Consider the following 23,857-nt stretch of genomic DNA (forward strand, 5'->3'; position numbering starts at 1 on the left):
CGCGAAGGCTTGATCTGGATCAAGCAACATCCGGCCGCCGCCAATCAAATCGCTCCAAAGCGCCGGGGGAATGCCATGGAAACCGTCAGGTGGATCATCGCCACCGCACCGGAAATTTTCCTGCTGCTCGCGATCGCGATCGGCACCATCCTCGGCCGCATCAGGATTCGCGGCTTCTCGATCGGAACCACCGCCTGCATCCTGATCGTCGCCGTGCTGATCGGACAACTCGGGAGCTTCACGTTCCCGCCGATCCTCCGGGCGATCCTGTTCAGCCTGTTCGTCTTTACGATCGGTTACCGTTCTGGACCGGAATTCTTCGCCTCGCTGAGCGTGCGGACCTTGGCACAGGTCGTGCTGGCGTTGGTGATCGGCGCCACGGGGCTCGCGCTCGTGCTCATCTTCGCGCGTGTCTTCACGTTGGATACGGGGACAGCGGCAGGACTGACGGCAGGAGCGCTGACGCAATCCTCGGTGATCGGCACCGCATCCGGCGCGCTGGCGCAGCTCGGCCTGCCGAGCGACGTGCTGAAGCAGCAGGAAGCCAGCATCGCGGCGGGCTATGCGGTGACCTACGTGCTCGGCTACATCCTGACGCTCCTGTTCGTGCCATTCGTCGCGCCGCGGCTGATGCGGATCGATCTGAAGGCGGAGGCGAAAAAGCTCGAGGCGGAGCTCGCGGGCGGTACGCCGCCAAAGACGGAAAACCTGTCATATCGCAAATTCCAGGCCCGCGCCTATCGCGTCTCGGCCGGCGCTGGTCGTACCATCGGTGCCATCGAGGCGGAGATCGGCGGCCGCACGGTCGTAGAGCGGATCGTGCGCAGCGGGGCCGACATCAAGCCGCAGCAGGATACCGTGCTCGAGGCCGGCGACGACATCGTCATCGCCGGTCCGACCGCCGCGATCGTCGCGGCCAAGCCGATCCTCGGGGCCGAGATCGACGCGGGGGAACTGCTGCGCAACCTGCCCGGCAATGTGATCGAAGTGCTCGTTGAGAACCGCCAGCTGCACGGCCGCTCACTGCGCGAAATCGTTGACCGGCTCGGCGACAATGCACGCGGTGTATTCCTGCGTGCGCTGACGCGCATGGGGCGGGAAGTGCCGCTCGGTCCCGATACGCGCGTCTATCTCGGCGACGTCATGACGCTGGTCGGCAGCACCGGCAATATCGCGCGGGCAACGGCGCCAGTGGGACACGCTCTGAATACGAGCGACCGCACCGACATCGCCTTTCTCGCTGCGGGCATCGCAGTGGGTCTTCTGGCCGGCCTTGCCAGCTTCAAAATCGGCACTGTCGCATTGACACTCGGTGGCGGCGGCGGCGCGCTGATCGCCGGGCTCGTCTGCGGTTGGTTGCGTTCGCGCAGGCCGGGCATCGGCGCAATGCCGCCCGCGGCGCAGCAGACCCTGAGCGACATCGGCCTCGGCGGCTTCATCGCGGCGATCGGACTCGGCAACGGCCTTGCCGCCTGGTCGGCGATCCAGGCGCACGGTCTGTTGCTGGTCGGCATGGGCATCGTCGTCACGCTGGTCCCGATGACGGTGGGAACGCTGGTTGCCTATTATCTGCTGCGCATGAATCCGGTCGTGACCTGCGGTGCGCTCGCCGGCGCCATGACGGTCGATGCCGCCGTCACCGGCGCCTGCGACGTTGCCGAGAGCCAGACGCCGGTGCTCGGCGTCGCCGTCCCCTACGCGGTCGGCAATGTCGTCCTCACGGTGCTCGGCCCGATCGTCGTGGCCGCAACCTATTCAGGTTGAGGGAGGCCCGGATGCGACGCGGACCTGCATTGCTCCATTTTTTCGCGATCACCTTGCTCAGCGTTTTCGTGGCCGCATCGCCCACGCACGCCGCGGACGAGGTCCGCATCCAGGAGGAAATCTGGGCGCTGCCCCTGCCGCTGCCGATGTTCGCCTATCTGGTGCGCCCGGTCGGCGACGGTCCGTTCCCGCTCGTCATCATGAATCACGGTGTCTCGCTCGACGCGACCCAGCGCAGCCTTTTCCCTCTGGTCGAATTTCGCGACGCCGCCAAATGGTTTGCGAGGCGCGGCTATCTCGTGGTGGCCCCGGTGGGCAGCGGTTATGGCGCGCAGGCAATCGACATCCCCGAACGCGGAATGTTCGGCCCGTTCTTCTCGAAAATCGGGAAGTGCGCCAATCCCAATTTCCGTGATGCCGGCCTCGCGGTCGCCCAGGTCGATCTCTGGATCATTGACTATCTGGCCGCCGAGAAGCGGATCATCCCGAAGGACGTGATCGTGGTCGGCCAGTCTGCCGGCGGCTGGGCCTCGATCGCCCTTTCGAGCGTGAACCCGCCACAGGTGAAGGCCATCATCGTCTTTGCCGGAGGCCGCGGCGGACGCGTCGACGGCAAGCCGAACAACAATTGCGCGCCCGACCGACTGGTCGAGGCCACCGCCGATTTCGGCCGTACATCGCGCGTGCCGATGCTGTGGATCTACACCGGGAATGACACGTATTTCGGTCCCGACCTATCGAAGCGCATGCACGCTGCCTTCATCGGCGCCGGCGGCCGGGCCGAATATCACCTGATGCCCCCGTTCGGCAACGAGGGACATTTCCTCCTCGGTTCGCCGGACGCGGTTCCGCTCTGGTCGCCGTTGGTGGCGAAGTTTCTCGACGCGCAGAACTGAGTCCGGATCTCGGAGTTGCAGCGATGGCCCGTGCTTTTGATTGTCTCTCTGGTCTCCTGATGGTTGCAGCCGCCGGAGTCGCGACGGTCTTGGCTGTCGCTTCGCTCAAGGCGGCGCAAGCGGAAAAGTCCTCCGAGGTCGCAACACGCGGCCAGCGCGACGCCAGCGACATCAGCTATGGCAGCTGGCAAAAATTGTGCTTCAAGGCCGGCGGCGCGCCGTCCCTCTGTCGAACCTCGATCACTGGCCGGCTCGCGACCGGGCAAACAGCCGTGCGCATTGATCTGATCGAGCGGGAGGACGCGCCCACCGCCCGCCTGCAACTTTTCGTGCCGGTCGGAATGTACCTGCAGCAAGCACCGAAACTGGCCGTCGACCATGGCGCCGCGTTCCGCATTCCTTATACCTGGTGTCTCACCAATTTATGCGTCGCGGCGGACGTCGTGACGCCAAAAATCATCTCGGAGATGGAAAACGGTCAAACGCTTCTGCTCGAACTCGTCGACTCCAATCTTCTTGCCGTGACGACTTCGATTCCGCTCGCGCAATTCGGTTCCGCCCATAAGGGGGCGCCGACCAGGACACTCGAGCAATATGTCGACGAATGAGGGCCGGCGCGGAGCTACAAGGCGCGGGCGCGCTGGACGGATTCGATCAAGGACTGCGCCGCAAAGGGCTTGATGAGATAGGCGATGCAGCCCGAGGCAATCGCGGCCGAGCGGTTTGCCGGGCTGTCATTGCCGGTGACATAGATCACCGGTGCCGCAATGCCCTTCTCGGCCAGGCTTCGCCGCACCTCGATGCCGGACCTTGCACCCAGATTGATGTCGAGGATGATGCAGATCGCGGTGTGGAACCTGTCATGATCGAGCAAGGCCCCTCCCGTGTCGAACAGGGTTGTGGCGAAGCCGTATCCTCGCAGCAGCCTGTCCATGCTGGTACGCATGGACGGATCGTCATCGACAACGAAGACGGACTCGCGCAGGAGCAAAGCGATTGCCTTTCCGGAACACGACAGTGGGATATCGGATACGACAGCTCCGCGCTCTCGCGTGTGCGTATGTGCATTATTGCACATAGCGCGTCGCGCACTGTCAACACGCCTTGGCATTGTCCTTTGGGACAGGCACGTCGAGGGAACCTCGCTCTTTCCGGATCCGTCAGCGTTCGTCCGGATCGAGCATTCCGAGACGCTCTGCGATCGAAACGAGTTCCGCCAGCGAGCGAACCTGCATCTTCTCCATCACTTGATGGCGGTGCGCCTTCACGGTGCGCTCGGTGGTGCCCAGCTCATGCGCGATCTGCTTGTTGATCCGGCCGCGCACGATCAGATCGAACACCTGTCGCTCGCGCTGCGTCAGCGTGGCCAGATGACCACGAAACGCATCCAGCCTGCTGGCCTGGGCGCGTGCGGTCCGCTGACTGGCCAGCGCACGCTCGATCGCATCGAGCAACTGCTCGGACGATATCGGTTTGGTCAGGAAGTCTTCCGCACCTGCCTTGATCGCGCGCACGGTCGTCGGCGTGTCGGCATGACCGGTCAGGAAGACGATGGGCAGCATCGACCCCGCCGCAGCCAACCGCGCCTGCAGGTCGGGACCGCTCAGGCCCGGAATCCGCACGTCGAGCAGGATACATCCCGCCTGCCCGTCATCCGGCGCCGAGTCCAGGAGCTCCAGCGCCGAGGCGTAGGTCGCGACCTCGTATCCCGCGAGCTTTAGCCGGCGCTCGATCGCGGTCCGAAACGACTCGTCGTCGTCAACGACGTGAACAAGGCCTGGCAACTTTCTACCTCTCGCCCAACTCAATGAGGACGCTCGACGTCCTTCTCATTGTTCAAAGCGATCCTTACGTCTGAAAGTCGAAATATCTGCTTCGCAATTCGTCGCAGCTATCCTGCGCAGAGGGCTTCTCATCCAGCGCAGCAATCGTCCGTGCTGTCCTATGGTACAATGAACCTTGGGACAATGGATAACAATACTTCGCTGGCCGAAAATCAACTTCGGCGGGAGTGGGATAGCGCGGCGCATTTCCGGCAAAGTATTTCGTCTGACAGACCAATTCGGCGGAAAAGCTGAGGAGTTGGCCTATGTTCGTTCGCATCACGACGGATTCCACGCTGCGTCCCAATACCCTCCGCGACCTCGGCATGGCATCTCATTCAAATGCACTGGTCAATTTAAGCGAATTTTCCTACCGAAAAGGCTCCGAGATCTACGGCGAGAAGGAGCCGGCCGAGTATGTCTACCAGGTCAAATCCGGCGCGGTGCGTAGCTACAAGCTGCTGTCGGACGGGCGCAGGCAGATCGGCGCATTTCACCTCGTCGGCGACATTTTCGGGCTCGAGAACGGCAGCGAGCACCGCTTCACGACGGAAGCCATCGTCGACACCACGGTGCGGCTGATCAAACGCCAAAGCCTGGAAACGGTGGCCGAGAGCGATGCCATGGTGGCCAGAAATCTGCTCAGCATGACCACGAACAACCTCCAGCATGCTGAAGACCACATGCTGCTGCTCGGCCGCAAGACCTCCCTGGAGCGCGTCGCCGCATTCCTGCTCGAAATGGACAAGCGCCTGACGGCTGCCGGCGTCATGGCGCTTCCGATGTCCCGACGCGACATTGCCGACTATCTCGGCCTGACGCTGGAGACCGTCTCGCGGGCTTTGTCGCGGCTGCATGAACTCGGCGTGCTCGGCTTCATCGGCAACACCCAGCGCCAGATCGTGCTCCTCGACCGGCACCAGCTCGCAGGCCTCGATCTGCAGCCCTGAGCCGGCGAAGGCCTGTTCACGTTCCGCAATGGTCGAGATTGACCGAGGCGACAGCATCAGGTGCGTGGCAGGTCCGCACCGGGTCTTTCCGTGAGTCCGAGATGGTCGAGCGTCTTGAGCAAGACTTCGAACAGAATGGCGGCGGACCAGCCGAACAGAAGAACGCCGTTCATGGCGGTCAGCGGGCCAATCAGCCGCCATTCGGGCACCGGCGTGATGTCGCCGTAGCCGAGCGTGGTGTAGTTGACGAACGCGAAGTAGAGCATGTCCGCGTCGGCGGTCGCCGCGTGCACGATATGATAGGTCGCCGCCCACATCAGAATTTCGATCATGTGGGCGATCTTCAACACGACCGCGATTGTGATCATGACGCTCATGAGGTGCAATCGCGGCCGCTTGGTATGGCGCGGGACGGCACTGCGGGCCACCGTGACGGCGACCACCGTCACGAGCGCGTGGATTCCGATATTGATCACGCTGACGAGCGTGCCGACAAGGAATTGGAGCATCATCGGGGTGAACCACACCTCATTTCAGCCTAGGCCAAGCGTGCCTCGATGGTTTCCTTTGCGACAACGGTTTCCTGATCGACCCGCGCTGAAGCAGCGCGGTCGATTCCCGTCCATGCGATCGCGAGCTCCCAGGCCACCGACAGGATGATCGGCCCAATGAACAGTCCGATGATTCCATGCGCGAGCGTACCACCAATGACCCCGATCAGGATGACCAGCGTCGGCGTCGTCAGGCCCCGCCCCATGACGAGCGGCTTCAGCACGTTGTCGAGCAGACCGACGACGACCAGATAGACAGTCAAGAGCAGGGCGACGGTCACGTCCTTGTCCACCCATATCCAGACCAGCACGGGGAAAAGAACGGGGCCGGCGCCGATTTGGACAATCGACAGCAAGAGCACGACGACCGCGAGCAGTCCCGCGCTTGGGATCTCTGCGAGCTTGAAGCCGATGCCCGCCAGCAAGGCCTGAAGGATAGCGACGCCGATAATGCCCTGCGCGACGGCGCGTATGGTTGCGCCGGCGAGCTCGAGAAAGTGCTCGCTCCGGCCGGGCACGACGCGCAACAGGAAGCCGCGCAGCGCGGCGACGAGCTGCGCGCCGTGCGGGAGCAGAAAGCCCGCGACGATCACCGACAGCAGGAATTGGAGCATGCCAATTCCGGTGTCACCGGCAAACGACAGCATCACTCCGGCGAGCGGTTTCAAGTACGGCGCCACCTCGCGCAGCGCCGCACGGATGTTCGTGTAGGCCTCGTTCCAGATCGCGTAGAGCTGAGGACCGATCAACGGCCAGCTCCTGATCTGCTCCGGTGCGGCCTGGAGCGCGAGATCGCCACTGCCGATCTGGGCCGCAAGGTCCCGGATCCCTTCGACTGCACTGAGGCTGAGCCACGCGGCGGGACCGATGACGATGCCCAGCGTGATCAGGGTGAGAACGGCTGAGGCTATCCGGGGACGGCCACCGAGGCGTTGGGCGAGCCAGGCGAAGACGGGATGAAATGCCACCGCCAACACGGCGCTCCAGCTCAGGATCGGCACGAACGGCCGGAGGACGAGAAATGTCCAGAAGATCAGCAGCCCGAGCAAGCCTAGCCGGATCACGAGTTGGACAATGTCCTCCGCGGACAGAAGCTGGCGAAGCGTTTTCAAGGGTCGTTGCCTCCAAGCGGACGGACCGCTGCTGAAAAGCTAGCGGGGCGGCCCGCCGAGGAGGCTTGATCCAGATCAAGCCAGGCGATCGGTCACCTAGCGAGATCGGCAACAGGCGCGCAGCCAGTTGCGTCTCGGCGCAGATTGCGCGGTCCACCGCCCGCGAGTGAGAATGCCCCGGTGCTGGACCTGAGCCAGCAGTCGTGAAGTTGACGCCGACGAACGGATTGATCTCGACATAGCTCCGACCGACGGCAAAGCCCATGATCTCGATTGCTGTGCCCGTCTGGAGGCTAATGGCGGGTACGGCCGAGCTATATCGGCCGCTCCGCCCGGCGGCCTGTTCTTTCTGGTCACGACCAAGAGGGCCAGGCTCTGGAGGTATCGGCCGGCTTTCATTCTTCGATTCGGACTTGGCGCTCAGGACGACCCGATCAGAGAGTGCCTTTTGGAACTTTATTCCAACGCCGTCGCCGGAATTTGGGGGGATCCCGAGAGGTAATTTGGGGGTACAAGGCCCCTACCCCCTCCATATCCCCAGCCGCTCCGGACCACGGCGGAAGTGGCAGAACAGAACGAGACGTTGAAACCCCTGATTTTTCAGTGGCTTACTCCTAGGACTTGCTTAGTTCTGGAGTGTTTCGAGAGGCTTGGCAACAGCCTGATGGCTCCCCGGGCTGGATTCGAACCAGCGACCATCCGATTAACAGTCGGATGCTCTACCGCTGAGCTACCGAGGAAAAGGGCGAACCGTTCGTTCGCGCGCGGCTGCGTATAACAAAGCCGCTTGCGCTTGCAAAGGACGAATTCGTCATCATCCGCAACGCGCTCGGAGGGACCTGGAATGGCCGCTCCTCCGGCCGGGACCGGGCGAGGATTATTCCGCCAGGAACGAGGTGGTCTTGGTGCCGGGGTCGTAGCGCAAGCGGAGCGCGGTGAGCTTGCAGAGATTGACGTTCTTCCACAGCACCGACTCGTCATAGTTCTTCCAGTCGACTCGGATGTTCCAGACGCAGCCTTCATCGTCGTCGTCGAACTCGACATAAGTGCTGGCCTGGTTCTGCAACACCTTGTCGAGCTCGTTCTCCCATTCGTCCAGCCCGTCATCCGGCGCGTTGAAGCCCAGGAACTTGATGGCATAGCCGGTCTCGTTGACGACGGTGACGTTGCGGGCATCGGCCGCAAGCGACGGTGCGGCGGCGATCGAAAGGGCGATCGCGATCAATCCGGACAGAAAATGCTTCATCTGAAAATCCTCCGATCAAAACAGGCCTCGGCGACCGGCATGGATCGGCGCGGGCGCCGCGGCACGGAAATGCGTTGCCTGGAGACACGTCCGAAGCGCGATCGCCTGTTCAAGACACGATCGATCTGCACTCCGGGACGGCTGCGCGACGCGAGACGCGCCCAACCTGTTTATCGTTTCGAATTTTCAGCAGCAATGAACCGGCATTCATAGATCGGCAGAATTTGTTTTCTCCGGTACCGGCACCGGTACGGCCGCGCCATTGCTCTTGCCCGTCACGGCACCGACCAGCGCCTTGACCGGATCGTCGCCAGGCGCAAAGCCGCTCTGGCGCAGGATCTCGTCGATCATCGGACGCAGCGCGTGAACCTTGAGCAGCTCGCCGGCTAGACCTTCGCCGAAGCCGACATTGCCTCCGCTCGCACCGTTGCCGCCGAACGCGCCGCCGGTGTGCAGGATGCGGACATCCTTGAGATTCGCGATCGGCTTCACCATCTCCGCCAGCGCGGATGGCATGGTCTCAATCCGCTTCTTGGCGATCTCGAAATCGATGACGTTGCTGCCGAGCTTGTTCTGCGCCTCGTTCTTCATGGTGATGACGGCGGCTTCCGCCTCGCCGATGTTGCGGACACCGACCGCCTTGATCTTGTTGGATTCGGCTTCCGCGGTGGCCAGCGTCTTGACGGCTTCGGCGCGATCGAGCGAGGCCTTCTTCTCGGCCTCGGCCGCGACGATCAGCTCGGTCGATTTGCGTTCGGCCTCGGTGCGTGCGGCCAGCACCTGGGTCAGGCGGGCACGATCGGCGACCTCGATGGCGCGCGCGGTGACGACCTTTTCCTCCGCGGAGACGGCCAGCGCCTCGGCGGTCTTGGCTTCGGCGACGGCTTCCGACGTCTCCTTGCTCTTCGCCGCGATCTGGATCTCGTTCTCCTGCGTCGCGATCTGGATCTCGCGCTGGGCGTCGGTCTTGCGCTTGTTGATCGCCAGCTCCGACTCGATCACCGCGGTTTCCTTGACCTGCTTGGCACCCGCCTCCTTCTCGGCAACCGCACGATCGGTGTCGATGCGAGCGTTCTCTTCGGTCAGGCGTGCGGTCTGCGTCGCGGTTGCTACCTCCGCGCGGGTGCTCGCGGTCTTGTTGGCGATGTCGCGCTCCTGCGACAGCTCGGCTTCCTTCTTGGTCCGCTCGATCCCAAGGGTCTGCTGCCGCGCCTCGAGGTCCTTTTGCGCGATCGCGACCTCGTTATCGCGCACGATGGCGTTGCGATCGCGGCGGCGGGTTTCGGTGACCGTCTTGAGCTGGGTCAGACCCTCGGCGTCGAAGAAGTTCTCCGGGTTGAAGAATTTGACGTCGGTCTGGTCGAGCTTGGTCAGCGACACCGATTCCAGCTCGAGACCGTTCGACTTCACGTCAGACTCGACCGTGGACTGCACGTGCTTGACGAAGTCCGAGCGCTTCTCCTGGAGCTCCAGGATGGTCATGGTCGCGGCGACCGAGCGCAGGCCGTCGACGAATTTCGCCTCGACCTGGTTGCGCAGGGCCTCGGCATCGTTGGTCAGCGCGCCCAGCGTCTGGCTTGCAAGCGCAATGCTCTCCTCGTCGGGACGGACGCGGACGTAGAACTCGGCAACGATGTCGACGCGCAGGCGGTCCTTGGTGATGAGCGATTCCCGCTCCTTGCGCTCGACGGTGAGGCGCAGCGTCTTCAGATTGACGCTGGCATAGGAGTGGAAGATCGGCAGGATCATGGCGCCGCCGTCGAGCACGACCTTCTTGCCGCCGAGTCCGGTGCGCACGAAGGCCTCGTCGCGCGTGGCGCGCTTGTAGAGGATAGTGAAGACGATCCCCAGGACGACGATCAGCGCGACGCCGATCACGGCCGGGACTGCGATGTCGAACATGGCTTTCTCCGCTGTGGGACTTGCTAATTGCTTAGAGTGGGCTTGGGCGGTTTGAGTTCATCGTCGGCCTTCACTGCGACGAAGCGCGTGCCGTCGCGGTCGACCAGGAGGACCATGGTTCCCTGCGGCAAAGGTCCCGATGACGGCGCCGCCACCGCCGAGACGAAATGGCGGTTGCCATGGATGTCGGCGACGCTGACGCGGCCGGGCGGCCCCTGGTCGAGCGGGCCAACGACGACCTCGCCGATGCGGCCGACGAGATCCCCCAAGCCGACGACGTAGCTCTCGTCCTTGGGAATGATCCGCGCGATCGCACGGCTGGAAACGCGGACCAACGGAACCGATGCGGCAACCGCCCCGACCGAGGCGATCGACGCCGGCAAGGGACCCGCAATCATTCGCGCGAGGTCCTGGATCAGGAAGCCGGTGATGGAGAAGGCGCCGAGCAGCAGCAGCAGGAAGATCAAGAGCGGCACGCCGCCGACATTGATCCAGGAGATGGCGTTGAGCACGCCGTTGTCGCTGGGATGAGCAAAATCGATGTTGGTGCCCAGCATCTCGCTCAAGGAGGCCCCGATCAGCATCGAGATCACCTCGACCGAGCCGACGATGACGATCATGGCCGCCGCGATCGCGAACGGCCTGACCTCAGGCGCCATGACGTGTTCGAGCAGAGCGCTCATGATACGGCACTCAGGAGCCCGACTTCAACCGGGCCAGCCTCGCTGCAATTTCCTTGTCGCGATGGAGCGTGCTCAGCTCGTCGATGTCGCTCGAATAGGGAATTCCCGGCGGCACGCCGGTGGTCCGTGCCACCGCGCGGCCTGCCCGCAGCGCCTTGGCGGCAGCGGAGGTGCCGCCGGATTTCCGCGACGACGTCGATGTCTGTGGGCTGGCCTGTGCCTCGCTCTTTTCGAGATCGGCGCGGCGCTGCTCGGCATCCTGGAGCGCCGACAGCACCGCGCGGAGCGATGTGACGCATTGCTCTATCTTCTCGTTGTTCTCGTCGATGGCGCGGGAGAGCACCTCGAACTGCGCCTCCAGGTCCATTTGCCGCGCGATGCCGGCGCGGGCGAGATCGTCGCGCCCGTCTGCGATCGCGGTCTCGATCTTGGCGGTCAGATCGGTCATCGCCCGCTCGATCTCGCTGCGGCGCGCATTGAGACGATATTCCTCGGCCCGCGCAGCGGCGAGCGCATCGCGCGCTTCGGTCTCGGCGCGCTCGATCTCGCGGATGGCTTGGCTGACCACCTTCAGCTTGTTCTTGCCCTCCGCCTGCTCGATCGCATCGTACGCGATCCCGGCGATCAGGCGCCCGACACGGGACAGAAAGTTGTCGGGAGCGGCAGCGATGGTATCCATAGCGTTCTCCTCCTCTGGCAGGCTGTTCGGCGTGACGCCGTAGTGAACTTCGAAACCGTCGTCGGTGCGGATGAGGCGCGCCGGCACGCTCTGTCCCCAGCCCTCGGCATAGCCGGCGTAGTCGAAGGGCACGCTGAAGCGCCCTTGCACGGTCGCAATCGAAATGGTGGCGGGCCCCTTGATCTTGGCGAGCTTGTCGTCGAGCGGCAGGCGGCGCCCTTGCGCGGCGCGATACTCCGCGCGGTCGCGCAGCCCCAACGTCACCAGCCGCGAAGGCAGCGCCGTCTGTTTGCGGATCGGCTCATAGGCATGGGCATGGAGCAGGACCACATTGGAACCCACATTGTGGATCCGCGCCACCTCGTCGAGGATTTCCATCATGCGGTCGTAGGCCTGGAATGTCGCCTCGATGGCGGCCTTGGCGGCCGGGTCAGGGGCAAGCCGGTAACGCAGTGCGGACGGCGCGTATCGGGGCGATTGGCTCATGGAAAGCACTAAAGCACCATTTTGGTGCTTTAGTGAAGAGGAAGCTTAATCACGTTCCGCTGATCCCTATGCACTCTGTCGATTAGTCGCGGCGGTCCGGGCCCGCGTTCAAGGCCGGTCGATCACCCCTAGCTCACGGCCGATCAAGATTTGATGCACGCTTCGGTTGAAATTTGAGACGAATGCAGTGGAGTTCCGGTAAGCCGTCATTCTCTCGACGCGCCGTTGCGAGGAGCTCTGGCCGCAGCAGCGATCTGCCAGATCGCTGAATCATTCGGTGAGCTCATTTGACGCAGATATGACGATTGGCGACCAAGATCCGACGACGGTACGAAGCATCCACGTCCAGCATCCGCAGCAAATCCACAGCATGTCCACAGGGTGGCCGTGACGGATTCGCGAGCCGCTGCGAGGGACTTGCTGCGCACAAACCCACAAGCCCGGCCGTTCAGCCACCCGCCTGGTCGAACACGGATCGGCAGGCCTCGCTGAGGCTGGCGCGGTTGCGGCGCAGGCAGGCGGTGATGGCGCGGACGTTGGGGATCTCGCCGGCGCAGAGCCGGTAGACGTCGGGCGTACAGGCCCGCCGCTGCTCCGCCGTTCCCTGTGCATGGGCCGCAGAGGCAAACAGCGTCAGGAACAGCCCGACCGTCGAGGCGCCCCGCGCCCGGCTCTTCACGCCCGCAAACCGCAAGAACCTCGCCTTCATGACCAGTCTCCCGCTCTGCACTGCCCGCTCCGGCCTGCATTGGCCGTACGGTGCAAAAGGGGTTACGAGAAATAAACCGCGGGGAATGTGATCTCCTTCACGCCCGCTGCGCGGCGGCGGGCACATAGGGTTGCCCCGGGGATTTTCAGGAATCGCTAACCATTCGGGTCCCGATCGCCGCATCGTTAAAATGCGAACGATCGGGTCAATCCGGAAACAAACCGGCTTTGCGACATTGCGCCGTCCGCGTTCTGCGAGGGTGTGATGAGCGAAGCCGAATTTAATCTGCTGCTGGATGCTGTCCGGGACGCCATGGTCTTTGAGGATTTCGCGCCCGTGCCGGTGGAGCAATACGTGCCCCGCTCGTGGAGTTTCGACACGACGCCCAAGGCTGCCAATAACAAGGCTGCCAATGACAACGAGGGCGCCTGGCCCCTCCTGCCCTTCCCCGACGACTGGTACGCGGCCTGCTGAGGCCACTTGAAGTGAACCGATGCGTCCGCCTTTCGGGCGGTTCGGCATGACCGAGCGCCGGGGACCGGCGCAGCCCCGATCAAGTCTTGACGCGTTCCTCGCCCTGCTGCGGCGCCCGGTCGGGTGCAGCCGGCGGGAAGATGCTGTCATAGATCGCGCGCGCCTCAGCAATGAGGCGGGCCCGCTCCAGCTCGGATTTCGGGACAAATCGAACGACGTCGCCCACGTGCTCTCCAGCTCCAGGGTTTGGATGCGTCTTTTCGCAGATGCGAAGTCTATGCCAGAGGACCTGAATCGCACCTTTCCGCCAAGCCCCGGGGAAACCCGGTGGCTCACTGGAGCTGCGGCTCGGCGGAACCGCCTATAAGTCCAAATTTTGCGGAAAATCAGAGACTTGTGATGGAGGCCACGACCAGAATTGAACTGGTGTACACGGTTTTGCAGACCGTTGCGTAACCACTCCGCCACGTGGCCCCGTAAGGGCGGACCAATATAGGGGATCAATGGCTTAGGCAACCCCACGGCCCGCGGGTAGCACAGCGAAATGTCCAGCCGAAATCAGGCGCGCTTGCCGCGCCGGAAGTCGCGCCGGCGGCCCTTGGGCGCGGGCTTGGGTGCCAGTTCCGGCATCTCGGCCTGGACCTCGCGGTAGCGAGCCAGCATCCGCTCGAAACTGGCATGAAGCGTCTCGGCGATATCAGGGCGCCGCTCGAGGGCGGCGAGGATCGTCGCGGCGGCTTCGATGGTCGCGAGGCCGTCGCGGCGCGGCTCCTTGCGCAAGCGCCCGTAGCGAGAGGGACGTGCCGGATTGAGGATCACGCGCTGGCATTTCAGCATCCAGGGATTGCGCCACCACAGCGCCTTGGCCTGGCTCCAGGTGCCGTCGAGCAGCACCACGCCTTCGAGCTTGCCGAGGATCGCGCGCTGGTTCTCCGCGACCTCGCCCTTGCGGTTGAGCGCGACGATCTCACCTTCGGCCTCGAGATCGGCCGCGCGTGCCGAGCCGAGATAGAGCACCGCCCAGTGCGAAGCATTCTCGACCGGCCGTCCCAGCGCCTTGGACAGGCTCGGCCAGGACAGGCCGACCCGCACCGTTGCATCGGCAAAATGCCTGGCCAGCAGCCGCGCCGTGCCGAGCGCCCTGTCCTGCTCCTGCGGATGCTGCAGGATCAGGAGCGAGAGCCGGTTCTCGATCGGCGTGACGCTGTCGCAAATGCACAGCGGCATCGGCTTCTGGCAATGCGGGCATTCGGGAATCGGCTCGGCCGGCGCGGCGGCAGTGTGGGGCGGATTGGACATGGCGCCGCTATACGCTTGACGCGGCGCTGCAACAACCTATTCCGCCGGTGCCGTCAGCGGTCGCGGCTCGGATCGCCGCCGCAGGCGGTCGATCAGGAGGTAGATCACGGGCGTCGTGTACAGCGTCAGGATCTGCGAGACGAACAGGCCGCCGATGATGGTGACGCCGAGTGGGCGGCGCAGCTCCGTGCCGGGGCCGGTCGCGATCACCAGCGGAATGCCGGCAAACAGCGCCGCCATGGTCGTCATCAGGATCGGGCGGAAGCGCGCCTGGCAGGCCTCGAAGATCGCCTCGGCCGAGGACAGGCCGCGCTGGCGCTCGGCATCGAGCGCGAAGTCGACCATCATGATGCCGTTCTTCTTGACGATGCCGATCAGGAGGATGATGCCGACGAAGGCGATCACCGTCAGCGGCGTGTTGGTGAGCTGCAAGGCCAGCAGCGCACCCAAGCCGGCCGATGGCAGTGTCGAGATGATCGTGAGCGGATGGGCGAGGCTCTCATAGAGCACCCCGAGCACGATATACATCGCGACCAGCGCGCCGAGGATCAGGAGCGGCTGGCGACCGCTGGTCCTGGCGAAATCGCCGGCATTGCCGTCGAAGCTGCCGCGAATGCCCTCGGGCATGTGCAACTCGTCGACCGCGCGCTGGATGTTCTGGGTCGCCGCCTGAAGCGGCACGTCCGGCATCAGGTTGAAGGACACCGTGGTCGATGGGAACGACTGCGAATGATAGACGGCGAGCGCAGCGAGCCCACGCGTCGCGCGCACCACGGCCGACAGCGGCACCTGCGCATCACCCGCGCCGGCGACGTAGATGCGATCGAGATTGCTGGGATCGACCTGGAACTTCGGATCGATCTCCAGCACGGTCATGTACTGGTTGCGCTGGGTGTAGATGATCGAGATCTGCCGCTGTGCGAAAGCGTTGTTGAGCGCGTTGTCGATGTCCTGGACCTTGACGCCGAGCGCGGACGCCTTCTGGCGGTCGATGGCGAGCGTCAGTTGCAGCCCGCCGGGATCGCGATCGCTGGAGATGTCGGTGATGCCCTCCACGCTCTCCAGGCGCTTGGCCACGATCGGCGCCCATTTCTGCAACAGGCCGAGATCGGTGCTGGTGAGCGTATATTGGTAGTCGGAATCGCTCTGACGCCCGCCGGCCCGCACGTCCTGGGCAGCGAACATGAAGAGGCGGATGCCGGGCACGGGATATAGCGCGCGCCTGAGCCGTTCGATCACGACCTCAGTCGACACGTGGCCACGTTCCTCCGGCGGCTTCAGGCTGATGAACATGGTGCCGCGGTTCGAGGTCGCCGGACCCGGGCCCCCGCTGCCGACCGTCGAGCCGATGCCAGCCACGGCGGGATCCTTCATCACGATCTCGGCGAGCCGCTGCTGCAGGCCGAGCATCGACTGGAACGAGGTGTCAGCCGAGGCGCGCGTCGCTCCGATGATGAAGCCGGAATCGTCCGTGGGGAAGTAGCCTTTGGGGACCTTGATGTAGAGCGTCACCGTGAGCGCGATGGTGGCGAAGAACACCAGCAGCGTCAGCAGCGGGAAATCCAGCACGGTGCGCAGGGTGCGGGCGTAGAACACGATGGTGCGCGACAGCGCGCCTTCGATGATGCGGTCGAACAGCGTTGCCGTGCCGGAGGTGGCCTGCCGGATGTAATGGGCGCAGATCATCGGCGTGACCGTCAGCGACACCAGCGTCGAGACCAGGATGGCGAAGGTCAGCGTCAGCGAAAATTCGCGCAGGAGCCGACCGACGACGCCGTCCATGAAGATCAGCGGCGTGAAGGCCGCGATCAGCGACAGGCTGATCGAGACCACAGTGAAGCCGATCTGCTTGGCGCCCTCCTGCGCCGCCCGGAACGGCCGCATGCCTTGCTCGAGGTTGCGGAACATGTTCTCGATCATGACGATGGCGTCGTCGACGACGAAGCCGACGGAGATGGCGAGCGCCATCAGCGACAGGTTGTCGATGGAGAAGCCCGCGACCCACATGCCGGCGCAAGTCCCGGCGAGTGCCAGCGGCACCGAGATGCCGGCCGCGATGGTCGGCGTCAGCCGCCGCAGGAACACGAACACAACGACCATCACCAGGACGGACGTTGCCAGCAGCGTCCATTGCATGTCCAGCACGCTGGCGCGGATCGTGCCGGTCCGATCGACCAGGGTGGAGATCTCGACACCGGCCGGGATCCACTGCTTCAGCTCGGGGATCAGCGCCTTGACCCGGTCGACGGTGTCGATGACGTTGGCATCGCCCTGCTTGGTGATCTGGATCAGAACCGCCGGTTGCCTGTTGAACCAGGCTATCGAGCGGACGTTGCGGACGGAATCCTCGATGTCGGCGACATCCGACAGCCGCACGAAATTATTGCCCGAGCTCTTGATGACGATGTCGCGGAACTCCTTCGCCGTGCGCATCTGCTTGTTCAGCGACAGCGTCTCGCTCTGGCGCTCGCCTTCGAAGATGCCGACGGGGCCGAGCGCGTTGGCGGCGATGATCGCGGTTCGCACGTCGTCAGTGGCGATTCCAGCATTGGACAGCGCAACCGGGTTGAGCTGCACGCGCACGGCCGGCTGGTCGGCGCCGGAGATCGACACGTTGCCGACGCCCGGCACCTGCGAGATGCGTTGCGCCAACACGCTATCCGCGACGTCGTAGATCGCCGACGGAGAGATCGTCTTGGAGGTCAACGCCAGCACGAAGATGGGTGCACCGGCCGTGTTTGCCTTGCGGAAACGCGGCAGCGTCGGCAAGTCGCTCGGCAGGTCGACCATCGCGGCGTTGATGGCCGCCTGCACGTCGCGCGCGGCCTTGTCGATGTTGCGGCCGATGTCGAACTGAAGCTGGATGCTGGTCGTGCCGAGGCTCGAGGTCGAGGTGATCTGGTTGATGCCGGCGATCTCTCCCAACCGCCGCTCAAGTGGCGACGCCACCGTCGCCGCCATCACGGACGGATCGGCGCCGGGCCGGCTGGCGGAGACGAAGATGGCGGGAAAGTCGACGTTCGGGACCGAGGCGACCGGCAGGAACCGGTAGGCGACGACACCCAGCAGGAACAGCCCGATCGACAGCAGCGTGGTCGCGACCGGACGGCGGATGAACGGCTCCGAGATCGATGCCATCACTGCATCCCCTCGGTCGCGCCGGCGACCGGCGGGCCGCCGGATCCAGCCGGCGGCAGCGCCTGCTCGAGGCGACGGTTGATACGATCGAGCGCCAGATAGATCACGGGCGTCGTGTAAAGTGTCAGGAGCTGGCTGAGCAGCAGGCCGCCGATGATGGAGATGCCGAGCGGAAAGCGCAGCTCGGCGCCGGTGCCGCTTTCGATCGCGAGCGGCAGCGCCCCGAACAGCGCCGCCAACGTCGTCATCATGATCGGACGGAAGCGCAACAGACAGGCCTGCACGATGGCTTCACTGGGCGACATGCCCCGCCCGCGCTCGGCCTCGAGCGCAAAGTCGATCATCATGATCGCGTTCTTCTTGACGATGCCCATCAAGAGGATGATGCCAATCAGGCCGATCACCGAGAGGTCCTGTCCGTACAGCATCAGTGCCAGGATGGCGCCGACGCCGGCCGAGGGCAGCGTCGACAGGATCGTGATCGGATGGATATAGCTCTCGTAGAGCACCCCTAACACGATGTAGATCGTGATGACGGCGGCGAGCAGCAACCAGGGCTGGCCGGCGAGTGCCTTGGCGAATTCGGCGGCGTCGCCGGCATAGACGCCGACGATACTGCCCGGCATGCCGATGCGGGTCTCGATCACCTTTACGGCTTCGACGGCATCGCCGAGCGCCGCGCCCGGCGCCAGGTTGAAGCTGAGCGACACCGACGGGAATTGCGCCTGATGCGAGATCGCGAGCGGCGCCGTGGTCCGCTTCAGCGTCGCCACGGCCGACAGCGGCACCTGGGCATTGGGCGCGCCCGCGGTGGCGCTCGCGGCACCCGGCAGATAGAGCTTCGACAGGATCGAGGGATCGCGCTGATACATCGGCAGCGCCTCCAGCACCACCCGGTACTGGTTGGCCTGACCGTAGATGGTCGAGATCTGCCGCTGCGCGAAGGCGTCGTTCAGCGTGTCGGTGATTGCTTGCAGGCTCACGCCGAGCTGGCCGGCGCGCGTGCGGTCGACATCGAGCTGCGCCCGCAGGCCGCCCTCCTGCGCCTCGGAGGAGACGTCCCGGAACAAGGGATCGCGCCGCATCTCCGCAACCAGCTTGCGCGCCCATTCCGAGACCAGCGTCGCATCGGTGCCGGTCAGCGTGTACTGGTATTGCGAGCGGCTCGACTGGGTCGAGATCTGCACGTCCTGCACCGGCTGGAAATAGACGGTCATGCCGGGGATGCCGGAGACCCGCTCCTTCAACCGGGTCACGACCACGCTGACATCGTCGCGGCGCTCGCCGCGCGGCCGCAAGCTCATGACGAGGCGGCCGACATTGGTGGTCGGGTTGACGGAGCCCGCACCGATCACCGAGACCACGCCGACCACATCAGGGTCGGCCCTGATGGCCTCGGCCGCCTCGGCCTGCCGCCTCTTCATCTCCGCAAACGACACGTCGGGCCCCGCCTCCGTCACCGCCGTGATCGACGCGGTGTCCTGCAGCGGCAGGAAGCCCTTGGGCGCGACGACATAGAGCACCAGGGTCGCGATCAGCGTAACGAAGGTCACGACCAGCGTGGCGCGCTGGCGCTCCAGCACCCACAACAGCGATCCGTGATAGGCGTCGACCGTGCGGTCGATGAAGCGGCTGATCGCGGCCAGTCCCGGCACGGCCAGCTCCTCGTGCGCGTGCTTGAGCAGCCGCGAGCACATCATCGGCGTCAGCGTCAGCGAGACCACCGCCGAGGTCACGACCGCAATCGTCAAGGTCAGCGCGAATTCGCGGAACATGCGCCCGACCAGGCCCGACATGAACAGGAGCGGGATGAAGACCGCAATCAGCGACACCGTCAGCGAGATCACGGTGAAGCCGATCTCGCTGGCGCCCTTGCGCGAGGCTTCCATCGCGCCGTCGCCATTCTCCATGTGGCGCACGATGTTCTCGATCATCACGATGGCATCGTCGACAACGAATCCGGTGCCAATCGTGAGCGCCATCAGCGACAGATTGTCGAGACTGAAGCCGGCAAAATACATGATGCCGAAGCTCGTGATCAGCGACAGCGGCAGCGCGACGCCGGCGATCACGGTCGCGCGCAACGAACGCAGGAACAGCAGCACCACCAGCGTCACCAGCACGACGGCAAGGACCAGCGTGAATTGTACGTCGCGCACCGAGGCGCGGATGGTGACGGTGCGATCGGAGACGATGGTGAGATTCACGCCGGCCGGGATCGCGCGCTGCAGTTTCGGGATCTCGGCGCGGATCTGGCTGACGACGTCGATGACGTTGGCGCCGGGCTGGCGCTGGATGTCGAGGATGACCGCCGGCGTGCCCTGGTACCAGCCGCCGGTGCGGTCGTTCTCGAGGCCGTCGACGATCTGGGCGACGTCGGCAATGGTCACCGGCGAGCCGTTGCGATAGGCGATGATGACGGGCTTGTAGGCTTCAGCCGCCGCGATCTGGTCGTTGGCGGCGATGATGTAGGATTGCTGCGCGCCGTCGAGCGAGCCTTTCGGCCCCGAGACATTGGCATTGGCGATCGCGGTGCGCAGATCTTCCATCGCGATGCCGTAGGCTGCAAGGCGCGCCAGATCGGCCTGGATGCGCACGGCCGGCTTCAACCCGCCCAGCACGGACACGCGCCCGACGCCGGAGATCTGGCTCAAACGTTGCGCCAGAATGGTGTCGGCGATGTCGCTCATCACCCGCAGCGAGATCGTGTCCGAGCGCAGCGCCAGCGTCATCACCGGCGCATCCGCCGGGTTCACCTTGGCGTAGGTCGGCGGGTAAGGCAGCGTCCTCGGCAGCACGCCCGCGGCGGCATTGATCGCGGCCTGCACGTCCTGCGTCGCCCCGTCGATGTCGCGGTTGAGCTCGAACTGCAGCGAGATCTGGCTGACGCCGAACGAGCTCGTCGAGTTCATCGCCGAGAGCGACGGGATCTGCCCGAGCTGCCGCTCCAGCGGCGCGGTGATCAGCGAGGCGATCACGTCCGGACTCGCGCCCGGCAGCTGCGTCGTCACCTGCACGGTCGGGAAATCCACCTGCGGCAGCGCCGAGACCGGGAGTGCGAAATAGCCGAGCAGCCCGCCGATCAGAAGCGCGATGCCGAGCAGCGAGGTCGCGATCGGCCGGCGGATGAAGGGTTCGGAGACACCCATGGGTTATGCCTGCCGCTTCAAGCGGCTGTTGTCGGGATCATGGCTGCTTGGCTCCACTTTCCGATGCCCCCGGCCCCGGCGCCGGTCCCGTCTGCCCCTTCTGGTCGCCTTCACTGCTCTTGCGCTTGGCGCGCAAGTCGCCGTCCTTGGCTTGGCCGTCCTTCTGCCCGTCCTTCTGGCCTTCGTTGGCACCATCCTTCTTCTGAGCGTCCGGTGCGCGCGAGCGCTTGCGCGGGGCAAGATCGGCCGACGGAGTCTGGTCATCGCGGCCGACGATCACCTTGGAGCCGTCGGACAGATTTGCGAAGCCCGTGGTGACCACCCTCTCGCTCGCCGACAGGCCGCTCGCGATCACGGCGTCATGCTCGTTCTGCTGGGTCACCGTCACGGGCTTGGCCGAGACGATGTTGTCCGCGCCGATGACGTAGCTGAAAGTGCCGATCGGGCCGCGCTGCACCGCCGAGGTCGGCACCACCAACGCCTGCGTCAAGGTCTCGACCTTGAGGCGGACATTGACGAACTGGCCCGGCCAGAGCTGGTAATTGGCATTGGGGAATTCGGCCTTGAGCTTGAGCGTGCCGGTGGTCTGGTCGACCTGGTTGTCGATGCCGGTGAGCTTGCCGGTATCGATCACCGTGATGCCGTCATTGCCGAACACGTCGACCGCGAGCGGCCCCTTCGCCGCCGCAGCGTTGACGCGCATGATCTGCTGTTGCGGCAGGCTGAACCACACCGCGATCGGCTGCAATTGCGTGATCACCACGAGGCCCGTGGTGTCGGAGGCATGGATGATGTTGCCCTGGTCGACCAGGCGCAGGCCGACGCGGCCCGAGATCGGCGCCACGATCTTGGTGTAGCTCAGCGTCGCCGCCGCGTTGTCGATCGCAGCCTGGTCGGCTTTGACGAGCGCCTCGGTCTGCGCGACCAGCGCACGCTGGGTGTCGGCCTGCTGCTTGGAGCCGGCGTTGGAGGCAGCGAGCTGCTCGTAGCGCGCGAGGTCGATGCGTTGGTTGGCGAGCTGGGCCTGATCCTGCGCCTTCTTGGCAACCGCCTGGTCGTACTGCGCCTGATAGATCGCCGGATCGATCTCGCCGAGCACGTCGCCCTTCTTGACGTCCTGACCTTCCGTGAAATTGACCGCGATCAGCTTGCCATCGACCTGCGAGCGCACGGTCACGGTGTTGAGCGCGCGGATCGCGCCGACGCCGTCGAGATAAACCGGCACGTCCTGGATGCGCGGGCTCGCCGCCAGCACCGGCACCGGCAGATCGGGGCGCTGATTGCGGTTGTTCGTCTGCTGCTGTTGCATGACGATCCAGCCGACATAGCCGAGGCCGGCGAGGATCGCGAGCGTGATCAGGGTCATGACGAAGCCGCGGCCGCGCGATCGCTTCGCTGTCCCCTCTCCCGCTCCCTGCTTGGTGTCCGGCTTAAAGAGCATTGACCGGTTTCTCCATTCGCGGCTCCCAGCCTCCGCCGAGCGCCTGGTACAGGCTGACGATGGCCAGAAGCCGTGCGAGTTGGGCCTGCCACAACGCGTCTTCCGCCTGGAACAGGGTCAGCTGGGTGTTGAGCACGGTCACGATGTCGGCGGTGCCGGCGCGCAATTGCTGCTCGGAGAGATCGAAGGCGCGACGCGAGGCGGCGACGACGTCGCGCTGCAATTGCAGCCTGATCGTGGTCTGCTTGATCGAGAACAGCGCGTTGTCGACGTCGGCAAAGGCCTGGATGATGGTCTTGCGATAGGTTTGCAGCAGCTCGTCCTGCCGCGCCTTGGCCAACTCGAAATTGCCGAGGATCCTGCCGCCGTCGAAGATCGGCTGTGTCGCGCTGCCGACGAGCTGGAAGAAGGCCGCATGCGGCTGGAAAAGCGAGACCAGCGCCGAGCTCTGGTAGCCGCCATTGCCGGTGAGCTGGATGGTCGGAAAGAATTGTGCCCGGGCATTGCCGATGTTGGCGGTGGCCGAGGCGAGCTGCGCCTCCTGTCGGCGGATGTCCGGCCGCTGCGTCAGCAACTCCGACGGCAGGCCGGGCGTCACGCGCGGGATCGCGATCCGGTCCAGAGAGCCGCCGTGCACGCGCACGCTCTCCGGCGGCCGCGACACCAGCACGGCGAGCGCGTTGACGTTCTGGTCCAGCGTCTGGCGCAACGGCGGCACCAGCGCCTTCTGGTTCGCCAGCACGCTCTCCTGCTGGGCGACGTCGAGATCGGTGCCGGTGCCGGCCCTGCGGCGCTCCCTGACCGCATCGAGGATGCGCTGCGCGCTCGCGATGTTGCGCTGTGAGGTCCTGATGCGGTCCTGCGAGGCCAGCACCTGGAAATAGGCGTTGGCGACGGCGGCGAGCGTGGTCAGCGCGACCGTGTCGCGATCGAAACGATTGGCGTTCGCCGTCTCCTCTGCCGATTGCAGCGCGGCGCGGTTCTGGCCCCAGAAATCGAGCTGATAGCTCGCGCTCAGCGAGGCCGAATAATTGACGACCTCGCGTCCGCCGATGGACAGTCCCGAAGCGCTCGAGCCCGATGTGCGCGAATAGGTTTCGGATCCGCCTGTCGAGACACTCGGCAGCAGCGCCGCGCCGGCCTGCCGCGCCTGGGCGTCGGCCTGGACGATGCGCGCCACGGCCGCGGCGATGTCGAGATTGACGGTCTGCGCCTCCTCCATCAGCTGCGTCAGCTCCGCAGAGCGGAAGCCGCGCCACCAATCCAGCGACGGCGGCGCGTCGCCCTTCCCGGCATATTTGTAATGCGTGGGAACGTCGAGCGCGGGATCGGGAAGATCCTGGGTCAGCACGCAAGCCCCCGAAGCCGCGGCGAGGCACAGCACCGCAGTCCATCGCGCCGCGCGCAGCGTTCGGAGTGCAGAACCGCGAGACCGCCGCGAGGCGACCACTGGAACTTGCTGTGTCACATCCACCCCCCGCCGGGCAGATCAAGCCGCCGCAACGCTGCCGGATTAACCGATTCGCGGCGGGATGGTCGGGAGGCTTTGGACGAC

At 64.8% G+C, this 23,857-nt stretch carries 20 protein-coding genes and 2 tRNA genes; 5 read left to right on the forward strand and 17 right to left on the reverse strand.

The genetic code is table 11. The features are described from left to right. The first annotated feature begins 75 nt into the window (after positions 1–75). From I6F24_RS27505 to I6F24_RS27515, 3 genes are read left to right on the forward strand one after another with little or no spacing between them, the layout of a single operon-like run. On the forward strand, positions 76–1,764 hold the full coding sequence (locus I6F24_RS27505; RefSeq protein ID WP_225149659.1) for a transporter: 1,689 nt from the start codon (positions 76–78) through the stop codon (positions 1,762–1,764). Between the two features lie 11 nt (positions 1,765–1,775). Next, positions 1,776–2,660, forward strand: coding sequence for a dienelactone hydrolase family protein (locus I6F24_RS27510; protein WP_036027991.1), 885 nt, complete (start codon positions 1,776–1,778; stop codon positions 2,658–2,660). Between the two features lie 23 nt (positions 2,661–2,683). Beyond that, positions 2,684–3,268: an invasion associated locus B family protein gene (locus I6F24_RS27515; protein ID WP_036027990.1), complete on the forward strand. Its 585-nt coding sequence runs from the start codon at positions 2,684–2,686 to the stop codon at positions 3,266–3,268. Between the two features lie 14 nt (positions 3,269–3,282). Here the strand turns inward: I6F24_RS27515 and I6F24_RS27520 are convergent, their stop codons facing one another. Then, a complete protein-coding gene (locus I6F24_RS27520; RefSeq protein ID WP_036027989.1) occupies positions 3,283–3,651 on the reverse strand; it encodes a response regulator in 369 nt (122 codons plus the stop codon). Positions 3,652–3,820: 169 nt separating this feature from the next. After that, complete coding sequence (locus I6F24_RS27525; RefSeq protein WP_035999454.1) at positions 3,821–4,444, reverse strand: response regulator; 624 nt, start codon at positions 4,442–4,444, stop codon at positions 3,821–3,823. Positions 4,445–4,749: 305 nt separating this feature from the next. Between I6F24_RS27525 and I6F24_RS27530 the strand changes: the two genes are divergently transcribed. After that, complete coding sequence (locus tag I6F24_RS27530; protein WP_035999457.1) at positions 4,750–5,433, forward strand: helix-turn-helix domain-containing protein; 684 nt, start codon at positions 4,750–4,752, stop codon at positions 5,431–5,433. Positions 5,434–5,489: 56 nt separating this feature from the next. Here the strand turns inward: I6F24_RS27530 and I6F24_RS27535 are convergent, their stop codons facing one another. The 8 genes from I6F24_RS27535 to I6F24_RS27570 form a co-directional block, all read right to left on the reverse strand. Next, on the reverse strand, positions 5,490–5,945 hold the full coding sequence (locus tag I6F24_RS27535; protein WP_036027988.1) for a potassium channel family protein: 456 nt from the start codon (positions 5,943–5,945) through the stop codon (positions 5,490–5,492). A 26-nt stretch (positions 5,946–5,971) separates the two neighbouring features. Further along, on the reverse strand, positions 5,972–7,096 hold the full coding sequence (locus I6F24_RS27540) for an AI-2E family transporter (protein WP_050996036.1): 1,125 nt from the start codon (positions 7,094–7,096) through the stop codon (positions 5,972–5,974). Between the two features lie 665 nt (positions 7,097–7,761). Further along, positions 7,762–7,836: transfer RNA gene (locus I6F24_RS27545), tRNA-Asn, on the reverse strand. A gap of 137 nt (positions 7,837–7,973) precedes the next feature. Beyond that, on the reverse strand, positions 7,974–8,342 hold the full coding sequence (locus I6F24_RS27550; protein ID WP_036027987.1) for a hypothetical protein: 369 nt from the start codon (positions 8,340–8,342) through the stop codon (positions 7,974–7,976). Between the two features lie 207 nt (positions 8,343–8,549). Continuing rightward, on the reverse strand, positions 8,550–10,244 hold the full coding sequence (locus I6F24_RS27555) for a flotillin domain-containing protein (RefSeq protein WP_036027986.1): 1,695 nt from the start codon (positions 10,242–10,244) through the stop codon (positions 8,550–8,552). Between the two features lie 23 nt (positions 10,245–10,267). Beyond that, complete coding sequence (locus I6F24_RS27560) at positions 10,268–10,927, reverse strand: OB-fold-containig protein (RefSeq protein WP_036027985.1); 660 nt, start codon at positions 10,925–10,927, stop codon at positions 10,268–10,270. A gap of 10 nt (positions 10,928–10,937) precedes the next feature. Next, positions 10,938–12,101 carry a PspA/IM30 family protein gene (locus I6F24_RS27565; RefSeq protein WP_036027984.1) on the reverse strand — a complete coding sequence of 388 codons (1,164 nt, stop codon included), beginning with the start codon at positions 12,099–12,101 and terminating at the stop codon, positions 10,938–10,940. A 439-nt stretch (positions 12,102–12,540) separates the two neighbouring features. Continuing rightward, complete coding sequence (locus I6F24_RS27570) at positions 12,541–12,801, reverse strand: hypothetical protein (RefSeq protein WP_025036239.1); 261 nt, start codon at positions 12,799–12,801, stop codon at positions 12,541–12,543. Positions 12,802–13,065: 264 nt separating this feature from the next. On the opposite strand from I6F24_RS27570, the gene I6F24_RS27575 reads away from it, so the two are divergent. Next, the gene (locus tag I6F24_RS27575; RefSeq protein WP_036027983.1) at positions 13,066–13,275 is read left to right on the forward strand and encodes a hypothetical protein; all 210 of its coding nucleotides are present in this window, start codon (positions 13,066–13,068) and stop codon (positions 13,273–13,275) included. Positions 13,276–13,354: 79 nt separating this feature from the next. On the opposite strand, the gene I6F24_RS27580 is transcribed toward I6F24_RS27575, so the two are convergent. The 7 genes from I6F24_RS27580 to I6F24_RS27610 form a co-directional block, all read right to left on the reverse strand. Continuing rightward, complete coding sequence (locus I6F24_RS27580) at positions 13,355–13,501, reverse strand: hypothetical protein (RefSeq protein WP_167361661.1); 147 nt, start codon at positions 13,499–13,501, stop codon at positions 13,355–13,357. 174 nt (positions 13,502–13,675) lie between these two features. Next, positions 13,676–13,749 (reverse strand) — tRNA-Cys (locus I6F24_RS27585). 84 nt (positions 13,750–13,833) lie between these two features. Beyond that, entirely contained in the window at positions 13,834–14,574 is a 741-nt protein-coding gene (locus tag I6F24_RS27590; RefSeq protein WP_225149658.1) for a tRNA-uridine aminocarboxypropyltransferase, read from the reverse strand. Positions 14,575–14,610: 36 nt separating this feature from the next. Beyond that, positions 14,611–17,712: an efflux RND transporter permease subunit gene (locus I6F24_RS27595; RefSeq protein ID WP_225149657.1), complete on the reverse strand. Its 3,102-nt coding sequence runs from the start codon at positions 17,710–17,712 to the stop codon at positions 14,611–14,613. Then, the gene (locus I6F24_RS27600) at positions 17,712–20,861 is read right to left on the reverse strand and encodes an efflux RND transporter permease subunit (RefSeq protein ID WP_225149656.1); all 3,150 of its coding nucleotides are present in this window, start codon (positions 20,859–20,861) and stop codon (positions 17,712–17,714) included. The genes I6F24_RS27595 and I6F24_RS27600 overlap by 1 nt, the downstream gene beginning before the upstream one ends. Positions 20,862–20,898: 37 nt before the next feature. Then, positions 20,899–22,302, reverse strand: coding sequence for an efflux RND transporter periplasmic adaptor subunit (locus I6F24_RS27605; RefSeq protein ID WP_225149655.1), 1,404 nt, complete (start codon positions 22,300–22,302; stop codon positions 20,899–20,901). Further along, entirely contained in the window at positions 22,292–23,776 is a 1,485-nt protein-coding gene (locus tag I6F24_RS27610) for an efflux transporter outer membrane subunit (RefSeq protein ID WP_225149654.1), read from the reverse strand. The genes I6F24_RS27605 and I6F24_RS27610 overlap by 11 nt, the downstream gene beginning before the upstream one ends. Between the last annotated feature and the right edge of the window lie 81 nt (positions 23,777–23,857).

Source organism: Bradyrhizobium sp. BRP23 (assembly GCF_020194135.1).
In the GTDB taxonomy this organism is placed as follows: Bacteria; Pseudomonadota; Alphaproteobacteria; order Rhizobiales; family Xanthobacteraceae; genus Bradyrhizobium; species Bradyrhizobium yuanmingense.